The following is a 14,936-nucleotide window of genomic DNA, read 5'->3' as shown; positions in this document are numbered from 1 at the left end:
GGCAGAAAGGCCCTGGACCATGTTACGGCGAAGTGGCAGGATAAGTATCCAAGAGCCATGAAACGCTGGTATGACAATTGGGATGCAATATGCCCGATTTTTAAATTCTTAGCTGAAGTCAGAAAGGTTATTTACACCACCAATGCCATTGAAAGTCTTAATGCGTCTTACCGCAAACTTAATCGCCAGAGAAGCGTATTTCCTAGCGACCAGGCCTTGCTGAAAGCACTGTATCTTTCCACTTTTGAAGCAACCAAAAAATGGACCATGCCTCTAAGAAACTGGGGAGTAATCTACGGTGAATTTCAGATAATGTATGAAGGCCGATTACCAGACTGATTTCTGGGATAAACAAAAGACGGAAGCTGAAACTTCCGTCTATTGATTATTTTGTTTTTTAATAAAAATAGTAAATTTCAATAGAAATAATTGACTATTTTATTCATAAAACATAAATCTTGACTTATAAAAACAAACAGGTAATATTAATAACACAAAAGCAGTAACCGGAAGGTCACTGCTTTAAAAAAATTCTCAGGATGTTTTTCTATTTACAGAAAGATTTTCACGTACTCGATCAAAAAAGGCCTCGGGGACGACCTAGAAAAGAACAGTAAAACAATTGGCGGATTCATTTAGCTTACATATGTATAGTCCGCCAATTTGGGATTCTTTTACTTTATTGCATTCTTCTCATTTTTCTCCCCTGAGCGGGAGATTTTTTATCCGCAAATATCAACTCATCAACGTCTTAAACATTTTTATCCTTACCTAATCGCAAAAATCTATATCATTTATTTATATGATTATTCTCCTAGACTATAATTATACATAGCAATACTGACAAACAATCTTAATCAACAATAGAACAGCACACTGGTCACTAGGCGTGTTCGGTGTGTTTCCTGCCGAAACCGGAGGAATCCCCATGGCAAACTGTCAAGACATCATCAAAAGCGTATCCACAGTAATTCTCGACAAGGAACAGCAGATAACCCTTGCCCTCAGCTGTATTCTCGCAAAAGGGCATCTTCTCATAGAAGACCTTCCGGGAATGGGAAAAACAACTCTGGCCAGAGCCTTATCACAGGTACTCGGACTCGAATGTCAGCGTGTACAGTTTACCGCCGACATGCTCCCAGGAGATCTGCTCGGAGCCAATATCTACAATGAAAATCAGCATACCTTTGAATTTCACAGAGGTCCGGTATTCACCAACATGCTTCTGGCGGATGAAATCAACAGAGGATCTCCGAGAACCCAGAGTGCGCTTCTTGAAGTAATGGCCGAGCATCAGGTTTCTTTTGACGGAGAAACACATAAGATTCAGGAGCCGTTTTTTGTAATAGCCACCCAGAATCCTCTTGATCAGGCTGGCACTTTTCCTCTGCCAGAATCTCAGCTTGACCGTTTCACCCTGCGTATTGAACTAGGCTTTCCTGCCAGAGCTCAGGAAATGAGAATTCTGAAAAGGGAAAACGGACCGATTAACCTTTCACCTCTTGTTAACGGAACCGAACTCATAAAGATGCAGGAAGAGGTTGAACACGTCCATGCGTCTGACGCCATCATAAACTACATTATGGACCTCTGTGAAGCAACCAGAAAGGATCAGGACATACCTAATCCTCTTTCTCCTCGCGCAGCCATCGCTCTTCTGGCCGTAAGCCGTGCCTATGCCTATGCAAAGGGACGTGACTACGTGGCACCTGACGATGTGCAGACGGTATTCCCTCATGTTGCGGAACACAGACTGCGTAAAGGAAACCTGGCTACACTTAACTCCAACACCTTCAGCAGCAAGATTTTACACAAGATAAATCCTAACGTATAAGAATATGTCATACCGCAGCAAAAAAAGATGGGCCATCAGTAGCGGGGAAGCACTGACAAGACGCCGCATTTATCTGCTCCCCAACAAAAGCGGCATTATTTTCATCATCACCTGTGTGCTGATGATAGGCTTCGGGCTCAACTATGAAAACAACCTCGTGCTGTTTATAGCTCTTTTTGCGCTGTCTGTCTTAATAACCAGCGTCTACTACAGCTATGAGAACCTCAGGGGACTTAGTATTTCCTACAGGGAATCGCCGAACAACATATACGCAGGTGAATCCATATATATTCCCCTGTACCTGAACAACGCTGACTCACGCCATAACGTAAGGGAACTGCACCTGATGACAGGTGAAGGTCCGGATATTTTTATTGAAAATACTCCAGCCGGTCACAACAGTCAGCTGACCTGTTCATGCCCGCGCAGAGGATATTTCGAGATCCCGGTAATTAAAATTGAATCACTGTATCCTCTCGGGCTGATAAGAGGCTTCTCCTACTGCTCGTTTGATGAAATGGTTCTGGTTTATCCAAAACCCGTAAGCTGCGAATACATGCTGCAGAAGGAAGCAGGGGTTCCGGTCAGTAAAAACGACGGCATCCGATCAACAAACACTCACGGCAACGATGAAATTTCCGGACTGAAAAAATACACTCCCGGTGATTCCGTAAATCTGATTGACTGGAAACAGCTGGCACTTGGCAGAGGACTGATGGTAAAGGACTTCTCCGCCGATGACGCCATGGATATGTATCTTACCGAAAACAGTATAAAAAGCAGTGAATTTGAAGAACAGATTTCCATGCTGACCTATGCCGTTACGGATCTTACCCGCAGAAACATACAGTTCGGTTTTAAATTCAGGGAAATCTACATATCACCGGGCTTCGGTCATGAACATCAGCAGAGAATACTGAAACAGCTGGCCTTATACAATAATTCTTCCATCTAAAGACACTGAGGTATCCCATGCTAGTTACCAACAACAAATCACTTATACTTATGGGCAGCATCTATACCATATGCTCTCTGATGTCTTTTTCCCATATTTATACCGGAATTTCGGTTATCTGCATTCTGGCCATAATACTGCGTATTCTGAGCGCCACCCACGTAATCCGCCCTCTGAGTCGTTTTTATATCAGAATAATTTCCTTTATAGGTATCTTTATTCTTGCGGCCAGCGCCCTGATTTTTAGAAATCTGGCCGATACCTTCATCAGCCTGCTTATGATGGGATGTGCCCTTAAATTTCTGGAATATGCCAATAAAAGAGAGCTTTATGTTCAATGTACCGCCCTGCTGTTTCTAACCGCTGTACCTCTGATATTCCATTATGAATTCTATATTCTGCCTTACATTCTGGCAATGTGCACAATGATTATCTGGGCTTTTGTGTCAATTACGCATGTACAGACAATCAGGGAAGACTTTAAACTGCTGTTCAGAATCATTCTTCCTGCCGTACCGGTCACAATTGTAATGTTCCTTGTACTGCCGAGAACAGGGGCTTTCTGGGTAATTCCCAATATCAACCAGACGCGTTCAGGTATAACTTCAGTACTCAACCTTAACGGTCTGGGCAACATATCGACTTCCGACCAAATCATAGCCAGAGTAGTCTTCCACGGAAACATCCCGTCACCCAGATACTTCAGATCAATTGTCTACGAAAAATATTCCATAAGCGGATGGACAGAAGGCGAACGTGATTCATCCATGCGTCGTCAGCTTCTATGGTATAAATATCTGCTAAATCCGAAACCGCAGGCTCAGGGACATTCCAGGACAACTGATTATGACGTTATTCTGGAAAATACCGGAACACCATATATACCCACTCTGAAATATTCAAATACGAATATGAAAAGAGTATTTAATCTATCCACCGACGTATTCTCAGCAAATAATTCAGGAGCCGGCAGACAGTACTTCCATTTCACCTATCTCCCAGACCTGAAAGAAAGGATTGAAAGTATTGATCGTCATCAGCTTGAAGATGTTCTGTCATTCAATACACTCACCAACAGGCAAACTCAGGCTCTGGTAAAGGAACTTACCCAGGGAATGGACAGCGACGAAGAAAAAGCGAAAGCAATCCTTAAGTTCTTCGCCAGTAACAATTTCAGATACACACTGTCCCCCGGCAGTTATCAGACCACGGACTATCTTGATGAGCTGATTTTTTCCAGAAAACTCGGGTACTGCGTACATTACGCCAATGCAATGGCCTTAATGCTGAGAATGGCAGGAATTCCCTCCCGCATAGTGGGAGGTTACATGGGGGGCGAACTCAACAGTAGTGAAAACTATGTCATTCTTCGTGAATATGACGCTCATGCCTGGGTTGAAGCATTCATAAACAACCGCTGGGTAGAGCTTGATCCGACGGCGTTGGTAGCAGATTGGAACAGTAACGGCAACAGTGGAGAATCCGTTATCGGGGCCTCAAACGGCGCCACCGCTGAAAGTGGCATGCTGTCCGGTCTGTACGTTTTTAAGGAGTACGTGGACATGCAGTGGACCATGTTTGTACTTAACTTCGACTCCGAAAGACAGCAGAGTATATTTAAAGGCAGTATCATTGCCGTTCTCGGCCTGGTGGTGCTGTCATTCATTACTTATATTGCCATAATTCTGTTTACATCCAGAGAAAAAAGCGAAAAAACGATATCTCCTGAACTTGCGGTAATGCGAAAGGCCGTAATGATAATTCAGAACAAGGAAAACGTACAAATGGTAGAATGGCATACCTACGGCCGTTTCTGCAGTATGCTGGCAGAGAAAAACAGTCACTATGCAGAACTTTTTGCACAGATGTACCGTCTCTACCACAGTATTCACTATCAGCCTGAAAAACCGGACAAATCATCAAAAATCAAAGAGCTCCGACAGAAACTCAGGGAACTGAAGAAACTGTAGCACCCGAGCTTAAAAGTCTGAGACCGCCAATAGTCAGTCTCAGGCTTTTTTAAATCAGCCTGTGCCTAATTAATAACAATCATGCAGATTTATTAGCATGTCAGTCAAAAATCAGCCATAAAATTCTCAAATCATCTGATAAATTACATAGAATTAGAAGTATATGCCCATATAACCGATGTCCGCTGACGTCATCCGGAAATTTCAGCCGGATTCACGTGACATCATTACTTCGTTTTAACTTATTAAAGGCAGGTAAAATATGATTTCCGTAATTCAGCCTCCTGAAGCGATGGCGCTGTTATCTCAGATAGAAGCGGAAAGTCTTTCCGACACCGCCTACGGTGAACTCTACGATCTGTACCGCAACTGTTCTCTTGCTGTTTTAAACAGCGGGGTTCAGACTGACAATGCCAAGGAACTTCTGGATAAATTTTCAGATTTTGACATAAAGGTGGTCCGCAACGAACGCGGTGTGAAGCTTGAACTTATCAATCCTCCAAAATCAGCCTTTGTTGATGGAGAAATCATTACATCCATCCAGATTAACCTCTATGCCGTACTCAGAGACATCATCAGAATGAGTACCTTGTCCCCACGTCATATTCTGCCTACGGGAATGGATGAAAATTCCCTGAGTCACGGGAAAATGATTACCAATATCATTTTCAGCATTCTCCGCTCGGCACAGATTCTGGTTGCAGGGAAAAACCCGAACACAGTTGTCTGCTGGGGAGGACATTCCATCAGCAAGGCGGAATATGACTACGCATACAGTGTCGGCGTACAGCTTGGTTTACGTAAATTTGACATCTGCACAGGCTGCGGTCCGGGAGTTATGGAAGCCCCGATGGTCGGAGCAAATTTCGGTCAGTCAAAGCAGAATTCCAGCACCTGCCGGTTCGTAGGTCTGACTGAACCTTCAATCATTGCCGCAGAACCGCCTAATGCCATGGTAAGCAATCTGGTTATTCTGCCTGACATTGAAAAGCGACTTGAAGCATTTGTCCGCTTCGGCAATGCCATTATCGTTTTTCCGGGAGGACCGGGGACCGTGGAGGAACTGCTGTATATTCTTTCCATCAAGCTGCTGCCGGCAAACAGACACGAACAGATTCCGCTGATTCTTACCGGTGGCAGGGAAAGTGAAGAATATTTCAATACCATCAACAGATTCATTATGGACACTTTAGGTGAAAAAGCCTCCAGAGCGTACAAAATAATCATTGATGATCCGGAAGAAGTGGCCGTACAGATTAAAAAGTCCATGGAAATGGTAAAGGATCACCGTACCCTTATAGGTGATTCCTACTGCTTCAACTGGACAGTACAGATTCCGGAAGAACTGCAGATTCCTTTTGTACCTACTCACGAAAACATGTACAACCTGAATATCGTCAAAGACATGGAACCATACAAGCTGGCAGCCACCATGCGTCAGGCGTTTTCAGGCATAGTATGCGGTAACGTAAAGGAATTCGGCATCAGGCAGATTAACGAAAAAGGTCCTTACGTCATACGCGGTGATACCGGCATCATGCAGTCCATGGACAGACTTCTTGCCGATTTCGTGGCTCAGGGCAGATTCAAACTGCAGACTCACGAATACAAGCCTTGCTACAAAATTGAAATGTAGCCTGAAAAATCCATAAAAAAGAAGACTCTCTGAAACCAGGCAGAGAGTCTTTTCTTTTCGTCAAATTAAACCTTCCCGGAAACAGGTAAGGTTATGCAGACCTGCGGTTGAAAATCATTCTCATAGAATTAAGTACCGCCAGAATCATAACTCCCACGTCTCCGAAAACCGCGAACCACATTCCCACAATTCCCATTGCCCCCAGAATCATCAGCAGAAACTTCACCGCAAGAGCCAGCACTATATTCTGTCTGACAATAGTACCGGTCTTACGGGCTATTCCGATACCGGTAACAAGTTTACGGGGCTCGTCACTCATAATAACGGCATCAGCAGCCTCTATGGCGGCATCAGATCCCATTGCCCCCATGGCTATGCCCACATCAGCGAGAGCAAGAGCCGGAGCATCATTGATACCGTCGCCCACAAAAACTGCAGTCCTGTTTTTCTCATGAATTTTCTTAAGAGACTTTTCGACAAGAGACACCTTGTCAGCAGGGAAAAGAGACGCATGATACTCACTTATTCCCACATGTCCGGCAACCGAAGCTGCTATGCTGTCGTTATCTCCGGTAAGCATTACGCATGAAATTCCCATCTTACTCAGTTTATCTACGGCCGCGGCACTGTCTTCCCTGATTTCATCCGCTACCACCAGAGTTCCGGCATAAACTCCGTCCGCAGCCACATGAATAACCGTTCCCACTGCTGAAATGTCTGGGACAGAAATATTTTCATCCTTAAGAAGCCTGTCGTTACCGGCAAGTACCGTTTTTCCGTCTGCCACGGCTCTGATTCCCCGGCCGGAAATCTCCTGAAAATCAGAAATATTCAGTAAGGAAAGGCCTCTTTTTTCAGCTGCTTCGGTAACTGACCTGGCAATCGGATGAGCCGAACCATTCTCGGCTGAAGCCACCAGTCTGAGAAGCTCATCATCACTCATGATTCCGCTGCCCGTAATACTGCTCAGTCTGAAGGTTCCTCTGGTAAGTGTTCCTGTTTTATCAAAGAACACCACACCTGCCTTTCCCAGAGCATCCAGATAATTACTGCCCTTCACCATAATACCGCGTCCCGAGGCCGCGCCTATACCGCTGAAATAGGTAAGAGGAATGGATATCACCAGAGCACACGGACATGAAACCACCAGAAATATAAGAGCCCTCTCTATCCACACCGACCACATTTCTCCGAAAAGCAGAGGAGGAATCAGAGCCGTAAGTACCGCAAGGGCTACCACTGAAGGTGTATAATATTTTGCGAACACTGATATGAAATTTTCAGTTCTGGACTTTCTTTCCCCCGCCTTTTCAACCATTCTGATAATTTCCGACGCGGCGGAATCGTCAGCTTTCTTTCGAACCTCCACCTCAATCACACCGTCGCGGGAAATAAAACCTGAATATACCTCACTGCCCTCTGATACTGAACGGGGAACGGATTCCCCCGTAAGATTGGATGTATCCATCCCGGCATGACCGCTTATGACCACTCCGTCACATGGAACCTTCTCTCCCGGTCTTACCACCACCCTGTCTCCGATTCTTACATCAGAAGCTCTGACTTCGACAATTCCATCGTCTGTCTGCAGACTGGCTTTGTCGGGACAGATATCGAGCAGAGCCCTTATGGATGCCCTGGAATGATTAACAGCCCTGTCCTGAAAATATTCTCCAACCTGGTAAAATATCATTACGGCAGCGGCTTCCGGGTATTCACCGATGGCTACCGCACCAAGAGATGCCACGGTCATGAGCATCTGTTCACTGAAAGGACTGGTTTTAATCTTTCTGACCGCATCAAGAAGAACATCGGCGCCGGCAGCAAGGTAAGAAACCAGAAGCAGTATGCAGGCGGTAATTCTCACGCCTGACAACTCTGCAAATCCGTAATAGAGACCAAGCCCCAAAGCAAAAACCGCAAGCCCTATTATCAGTCTGATTTTAAGGGAAACGCCGAAAATTGTGTCCTCTTTTTCGTCCGTACTGATGGATTCATGTCCGTCTGACAACGGAACAACGGTTACATCAGGTTCATACCTGTGAATGATTTCGCTAACCGTACTCTCAATATCGTCCGGTATGCTTTTAGGGGATTTCGGCTTTAAGACCAGAGTTCTGGTAAGAAGATTATATGAGGCATCGGCCAGATACGGCAGACTCTGCAGATCCGCAACAATTAAGGATGAGCAGTGAGGACAGTCCAATTCCCTGGCCAGAAAATAGAGGGAACCGTCATCCGGAGGTATCTGCCGGTAATTACGCAAATTCACATCTTCAAATTCAGAAACCGGTGATGAGCCGTCTGAATCATGACTGCAGGGAGAACAGACACTGATGCCTGCATGACTCTGAGTTTCCTTTCTGCCTATAATCCGTACAATGCCTAGTCCCTGAGAACCGCCGTTAACATTCCCGGAACGGCTGTTATATCCATATTCCTCTTCGTTATTCTTCATAATTTTCAATCAAAAAAAAACATACACTCATGTATATAATTATGCCTTTTTCAGTTTTCCGTTACCAAGTTTTTAAATGGGAATAAATACCATTTTACTCTGGAGCTCTCCTCATCAGCGAATATCAGAGACAACAAACGGCTTTACGCGAACGTAAAACCGTTTAATAAAATCATGATTACGACAGACGGAAGGTACTAATCATTCAGGTAGAACTGAACAGTGGAAACAACTCTGACAAGTTTGTTCGGATCCTTATCATCACCGTTAATGGAGAAAACTCCCTGATTGGCGGTTTTGATTTTACCGAGTGACGAACCTGAATCCCTGGCGAACTTTTCCGCAACCTCTCTGGCATTTCGTGTGGCTTCCTCGACCATCGCAGGTTTTATGTCATTAAGTCCGTTATAGGTATACCTGATATCCCATGACTGGTCAGTCAGAGGAATACCGGCATTCATAAGCTCATAAAAACTGTTTTTAAGTTTTTCTGCGGCTTCCATGTTATCCGTGGATACATAAACACCTGCACTGATGCTGTACACCTGTCTGCCGGTTCCGTTACTGCCTTCACTGAAGGTATACATCGAAGGCATGGAAAAGCCGATGTCATTATCCCTGATACCATATCTTTTGATATGTTCAAGCACCTGGGCCCTGTAGGCATCAATCATCTGCAGACCGTCAGAATGGCTGTATGATTTTACGGAATATCCGATGGGAATATACACGTGATCGGCTTTTACCCTGCGTTCAGCAAGCCCTTTAACCGTAACCAGTCTTTCCGATTCAATCAGATGCTTTGCCGTCATTTCCAGAGTAGGAGCCAGTGTGTACATGCCGGCTATGAAGCAGGCTCCGAGAAGCAGAGAGGAAACAATCAGAGATTTACCATCCATACAATCATTCCTTAAACAGTTAATCCTCAAAAAGAATCATTAACATAAACTTATCACTTTTACGTGACCGTGTAAAAAAAGAATACGTCAGACTTAGTGATTCCTTTAACCTTCACGCAAAATACGGAGGATGACCGATGAATTAAGGCTAAAAAAAATGCAGAACGTCTCCGTTCTGCATTATCTTTTACACTTTCCGTGAAAGTCCGTTTTTATTCCGGATTACGCGAGAGTAACCTTTGCGAACTTTCTCTTGCCGACCTGCCATACGGCTTCACCGGCACTTACAGGAAGCTTGGTATCGGTAACAGCTTCGCCGTCACGCTTTACAGCCCCCTGCCTGATCATGCGGATGGCGTCAGAGGTTGATGCAACGAGGCCTGCTTCCTTGAGCAGATTGCCTACAGGAAGAGTATCGTTACCGTTTAAAGATACGGTTACTTCTGGGATATCGTCAGGAATTGCATTCTTTGAGAATCTGGTTACGAAATCCTGATGAGCGGCTTCTGCAGCTTCGGCTCCGTGATAACGGGTAATGATTTCCTTTGCAAGGGTAATCTTCACGTCTCTAGGATTTACAGTACCTGCAGCAATTCCGGACTTGAACTCTTCAATTTCCTTCAGTGAACGTTCACTGAGAAGTTCATAGTAGTTCCACATCAGGTCATCACTGATGCTCATGATCTTGCCGAACATGTCATTAGGAGCATCATGAACACCGATGTAGTTGCCGGCACTCTTACTCATCTTCTTGACCCCGTCAAGACCTACGAGCAGAGGCATCATGATGGCAACCTGCTGACTTAATCCTTCTTCCTTCTGCAGTTCACGCCCCATTAAAAGGTTGAAGCGCTGGTCGGTACCGCCAAGTTCAACGTCAGCCTTCAAATGAACTGAATCGTATGCCTGAAGCAGAGGATAAATGAATTCGTGAATGGCAATGGACTGACCTGCTGCATATCTCTTCTTGAAATCATCTCGTTCAAGCATTCTGGCAACGGTCTGACGTGATGCAAGCTTGATCATGCCGGAAGCTCCGAGCTTTTCAAGCCATTCAGAGTTGTACACGATTCTGGTCTTGCTTTCATCAAGAATCTTAAAAGCCTGTTCCGCATAGGTCTTGGCATTTTCCAGAATCTTTTCTCTTGAAAGAGGGGGTCTGGTGGCATTCTTGCCTGTAGGGTCACCTACCGCTGCGGTAAAGTCACCGATAATCAGAATGATTTCATGACCAAGCTTCTGAAAAACTCTCAGCTTGTTTAAGATTACGGTGTGACCTAAATGAATGTCCGGAGCTGTAGGATCCATGCCGAGCTTAATTCTCAATGGTCTGCCTTCTTCAAGCTTTGCCTTTAATCCTTCAACCGAAATTACAGAATCGGCACCACGAACAATCTCTGACAACGCCTCATCAACTGAAATCATCACCTATACTCCATCTATAAAGGGCAACAGTTCCGCCGCTGGTTTTAACCATTAAAAACGGCAGAATCCGTTTAACCGATTTAAATAAAAAAATACAAAAAAATTTCCGTCTTGCATTATAGAGGTAAAAGCAAAAATTTACCACAGACTATAAGCAAAATAAGGTATAAAATTATCGATATCTCAGACATCTCATGCTAAAGTATTATAACCAGAGACGGAACCGCTGAATGTTTCTTCCCAAAAAGACAACAGTTATCTTCAATCCCGGTTTTCGACAGACACATAATTTACGGAGGCTCTGACAGACCTCAGCCTCACGGAGTAACAATGGCTTTATACATAGGACTTATGTCAGGAACCAGCGCTGACGCGATTGACGTGGCATTGGTGGATTTTCAGAAAGGCGGCAGAATAAGACTGGTGGCCGCACTTGAAAAGAAATGGTCTGAAGAGGACAGAAAAGCGATAAATGCCCTGTGCACTCCCGGAGAAAATGAAATTCACAGGGCGGGAATGTTCGGATGCCGTTATGCACAGGCTGCTGCGGAAGGAATCAGGGAACTGCTCATCAGGCAGAAGCTGACTCCCGAGGACATCACCGCCATAGCCTCTCACGGTCAGACCGTCCGTCATGAACCTGAAAACGGGTTTTCGGTTCAGCTGGGCAATCACGCCCTGCTGGCGGCACTTACCGGAATTGACGTGACCTGCGACTTCAGATCCATGGATCTTGCTCTCGGCGGTCAGGGGGCTCCGCTGGTGCCTGCTTTTCATCAGGAAATATGTGCCAGTCCGGACACTCCAAGATACATCGTAAACATAGGCGGCATATCCAACGTATCCGTACTGATTCCAGGACGTAATGTATCCGGATTCGACACAGGCCCCGGCAACACCATGATTGATCTGCTTGCGCGAAAATACCTGAATCAGCCGAGCGATTTCAGCGGAGAACATGCTTCCAGCGGTACCGTCAGTGCTGAAGCCCTTGAAGAACTTCTCGATGAACCTTACTTTAAGGCTGAGCCTCCGAAATCCACCGGACGCGAGCTTTTCAACGGTGATTATCTCAATCGAAGCTCAATACTTCAGAACCTGTGTCCTGACGACATGCTGGCAACAGTAACTGAACTCACTGCCGTAACGATTGTTCAGGGCATTGATTTATTCGGAGAAAAAGGTGAAATATATGTCTGCGGCGGCGGTTGTCACAACAGCCATCTCATGGAACGAATAGCATTCCATGCTGGCAGAAGCGGTCATCTTAAAGTCGCCGGCATCAGAGAAATCGGAGTGGATCCTGATTATCTTGAAGCCATGGCATTTGCCTGGCTGGGATACAAATTCATAAACAGGGAAAAAATCGACATGACAGGAATAACAGGTTCCTCCGAACCTGAAATAATGGGAGCTCTGTACCCGGCTCCCAAGTCTTCGTAGGTCATATTTTCCGTACTGCGCCAATCCTTATAAAGGCGGACGCATTCCGCCTTTTCATAACATGTCATTAATCACATAATTATCTAATAATTTGAACTGTAACAACCTAAAATTTTTCATAAACAGTTACAATCTGAACGTTTTTATATGCATAAAAAAAATTACCTGTTCCACAGGTAATTTTTTGTTTATAAATACACTGTCATTTATTCGCATGTATCATTTTCTTCGGTTCATCCATAAGACAATAAAGAACAGAAGGAAACATTCATGCACTATGTGCAAGAACACGTGAAAATGAAAAATATAATAATGGACATAAAAGGAATACGCTAATGATAAAACAATCAATAATCGCTACCGCCGTTCTCGGGGCACTTCTTGTTGCAGGATGTAATTCAACCTCAGGAGCTCCAAAAAAATTCGCATGGCAGCAGGAAGATAATCCTGATACCATAAACTGTACCAGAAGCGGTTCAACACAGCCGGTGGAAATTTCTGCCAAAAATCTGAACCTGACTACCAATGACAATAAGGGCTGCTTCAACGGGGACAGCAGATTCTGCGATCTCAGAATCTATCAGATCATGGTTGAAAGCTTCATGCACGGTAAAAAAGGAGCTCAAGGCGTAGGCGTATCCTATGGTCCAAGCAGTCATCAGGGTAACCTCAAAGGCATTATCGACAACCTCGACTACATCAAGTCAACCGGTGCAAATGCCATCTGGTTAACCCCTATTTTCACCACAACCAAGATGGAGAATCAGCAGACTTCAGACGATTTCCTTGACGGAACCGGCTACTTTACCTCCGATTACTTCTCAATTGATCCTAGATTCGGTACCAAGGCCGATTTAAAGAAACTCGTTAATGCTGCCCATTCCAAGGGAATGTACGTATTCCTCGACGGTGTATTCGGTCATGCAAAAGTTAACGTAAAGACCGAAAGTCCAAACGGCAACAAACTGGTTCTCAGCAGAATGTGCCGCGACATTACAGGACATGATGACAAAATGACATTGAAGGCAGGCACCTGCTTCAAGGTTGATGAATCAATGGATTTTCTTAAGGAAGTAGCCACCTACTGGATCAGGGAAGCAAAGATCGACGGCTGGAGACTTGACCAGGCATATCAGCTCACCCCTGAACAGTGGAAGCAGATTCGCGAAGCCGTTGAAGAAGAATCAGCAAAGAAGAGTAATACCTATGTACTCGGTTCAAAGAGAACCCTGCCTCTCGGCTATACTCTTGCAGAAATCTGGACAGACAATCCAAAGGAAATCGAAAAGAACGTATTCGTAAACGATGGTGTAAGCAGTGCCTTTAACTTCCCGCTCCGCAGTCAGCTTACCAAGGTTCTGGCTACAAGAGAAGATCCGTTCACTTCAGGCAACTGCCGTGTTCCAGCTCAGTCTCTTAACGATGAAATCCTCAGCAAGATGAGAGGATACAACAAGGCGTCAATTTTAAACAACTTCATCACCAACCATGACACCGTCCGTTTCGGTGATCTTCTCCAGAGAGCAAAACTTGAAGAAGACGGAAAGAACGGACAGAGCTACTATGACGCCCATCTGGCTGCCATAAGCTTCCTCTCCGCCATGTCCGGTCCTTTAACCATATACTACGGCGATGAAACCGGTGATGATCTCAAGGGGTTCAGTCAGAAGCCTAAGAACTGTATCGAAAAACATCAGTGCGATGACCACGTTTCAAGAACCGACGGACATGTTAACAAGCTTTCAGCAGACGAAAAGAAGCTCAAGAATTCCGTTGCGGCAGTACTGAAACTCAGAGACTCACACCCAGCCCTGTCTCACGGCAAGAGAGTACATCTGTTCAGTGATCACTCAATCTACGCAGATTTCAAGCAGTACAAGAACGACAAGGTAATCTATGTGATGAATACCGGTACCGGTGAACGTCAGGTTACCATCGATGATAACGTATGGGCCAAGCTTGGTCTCAGCTCTGGCTGTACCATGAAATCCCTGTTCGGCGGTTCAGTTAAAAAGAATGTGATTACCGCTCCGGCTCTTTCAGGTACCTTTGTAAACGTTACCTGCAAGTAATAACTTTTCCGAACGGATACTGTCAAAGGGACTCATCAGAGTCCCTTTTTCATTCAGTAAAACGTATACAACCACTGTTGTTTTCCTTTTCATATGTATTCAGATATCTGAAATGCTCATTATTTCAACAATCAGAACAACTCTGAATAAATAACATACAGCTCATTCATTATTTTGTGACAGCTAATGCAAAAAACATGTAGTCTTATTTGCAATTGGTTATGAAAAGGTTATCATACCTGTG

General features: G+C 44.8%; 10 protein-coding genes. 7 read left to right on the top strand and 3 right to left on the bottom strand.

The genetic code is table 11. The annotated features are described in order from the left end of the window. The 5 genes from BMY80_RS04935 to ppnN form a co-directional block, all read left to right on the top strand. Window positions 1–339 (top strand): transposase (locus tag BMY80_RS04935; protein ID WP_177178494.1); only part of this gene is annotated, 339 nt, incomplete at its 5' end. 589 nt (window positions 340–928) lie between these two features. Further along, entirely contained in the window at window positions 929–1,834 is a 906-nt protein-coding gene (locus BMY80_RS04930) for an AAA family ATPase (protein ID WP_031578621.1), read from the top strand. Window positions 1,835–1,838: 4 nt separating this feature from the next. Next, a complete protein-coding gene (locus BMY80_RS04925) occupies window positions 1,839–2,789 on the top strand; it encodes a DUF58 domain-containing protein (protein ID WP_093141468.1) in 951 nt (316 codons plus the stop codon). Window positions 2,790–2,806: 17 nt separating this feature from the next. Further along, window positions 2,807–4,759, top strand: a complete 1,953-nt coding sequence (locus tag BMY80_RS04920; RefSeq protein WP_093141465.1) for a transglutaminase TgpA family protein — start codon at window positions 2,807–2,809, stop codon at window positions 4,757–4,759. Between the two features lie 262 nt (window positions 4,760–5,021). Then, entirely contained in the window at window positions 5,022–6,395 is a 1,374-nt protein-coding gene (gene ppnN, locus BMY80_RS04915) for a nucleotide 5'-monophosphate nucleosidase PpnN (protein WP_093141463.1), read from the top strand. A 91-nt stretch (window positions 6,396–6,486) separates the two neighbouring features. On the opposite strand, the gene BMY80_RS04910 is transcribed toward ppnN, so the two are convergent. From BMY80_RS04910 to tyrS, 3 genes are all read right to left on the bottom strand, one after another. Then, entirely contained in the window at window positions 6,487–8,853 is a 2,367-nt protein-coding gene (locus BMY80_RS04910) for a heavy metal translocating P-type ATPase (protein ID WP_093141460.1), read from the bottom strand. 197 nt (window positions 8,854–9,050) lie between these two features. After that, complete coding sequence (locus BMY80_RS04905; RefSeq protein ID WP_093141457.1) at window positions 9,051–9,752, bottom strand: SIMPL domain-containing protein; 702 nt, start codon at window positions 9,750–9,752, stop codon at window positions 9,051–9,053. Window positions 9,753–9,974: 222 nt separating this feature from the next. Next, window positions 9,975–11,177 carry a tyrosine--tRNA ligase gene (gene tyrS, locus BMY80_RS04900; protein WP_031578615.1) on the bottom strand — a complete coding sequence of 401 codons (1,203 nt, stop codon included), beginning with the start codon at window positions 11,175–11,177 and terminating at the stop codon, window positions 9,975–9,977. Between the two features lie 330 nt (window positions 11,178–11,507). On the opposite strand from tyrS, the gene BMY80_RS04895 reads away from it, so the two are divergent. Then, window positions 11,508–12,620, top strand: a complete 1,113-nt coding sequence (locus BMY80_RS04895) for an anhydro-N-acetylmuramic acid kinase (RefSeq protein ID WP_093141454.1) — start codon at window positions 11,508–11,510, stop codon at window positions 12,618–12,620. 335 nt (window positions 12,621–12,955) lie between these two features. Then, a complete protein-coding gene (locus tag BMY80_RS04890; protein WP_093141451.1) occupies window positions 12,956–14,692 on the top strand; it encodes an alpha-amylase family glycosyl hydrolase in 1,737 nt (578 codons plus the stop codon). Window positions 14,693–14,936: the final 244 nt, after the last annotated feature.

The sequence above is a fragment of the Ruminobacter amylophilus genome (assembly GCF_900115655.1).
GTDB classification, from domain to species: Bacteria; Pseudomonadota; Gammaproteobacteria; order Enterobacterales; family Succinivibrionaceae; genus Ruminobacter; species Ruminobacter amylophilus.
This window is presented reverse-complemented; position numbering and strand designations above follow the sequence as displayed.

Bases quoted from the DNA above. Each gene is read 5' to 3' on its own strand.
- BMY80_RS04905 (WP_093141457.1), bottom strand. From the start codon at position 9,752: ATGGATGGTAAATCTCTGATTGTTTCCTCTCTGCTTCTCGGAGCCTGC.
- BMY80_RS04930 (WP_031578621.1), top strand. From the start codon at position 929: ATGGCAAACTGTCAAGACATCATCAAAAGCGTATCCACAGTAATTCTC.
- BMY80_RS04895 (WP_093141454.1), top strand. From the start codon at position 11,508: ATGGCTTTATACATAGGACTTATGTCAGGAACCAGCGCTGACGCGATT.
- BMY80_RS04925 (WP_093141468.1), top strand. From the start codon at position 1,839: ATGTCATACCGCAGCAAAAAAAGATGGGCCATCAGTAGCGGGGAAGCA.
- tyrS (WP_031578615.1), bottom strand. From the start codon at position 11,177: ATGATTTCAGTTGATGAGGCGTTGTCAGAGATTGTTCGTGGTGCCGAT.
- ppnN (WP_093141463.1), top strand. From the start codon at position 5,022: ATGATTTCCGTAATTCAGCCTCCTGAAGCGATGGCGCTGTTATCTCAG.
- BMY80_RS04920 (WP_093141465.1), top strand. From the start codon at position 2,807: ATGCTAGTTACCAACAACAAATCACTTATACTTATGGGCAGCATCTAT.
- BMY80_RS04890 (WP_093141451.1), top strand. From the start codon at position 12,956: ATGATAAAACAATCAATAATCGCTACCGCCGTTCTCGGGGCACTTCTT.
- BMY80_RS04910 (WP_093141460.1), bottom strand. From the start codon at position 8,853: ATGAAGAATAACGAAGAGGAATATGGATATAACAGCCGTTCCGGGAAT.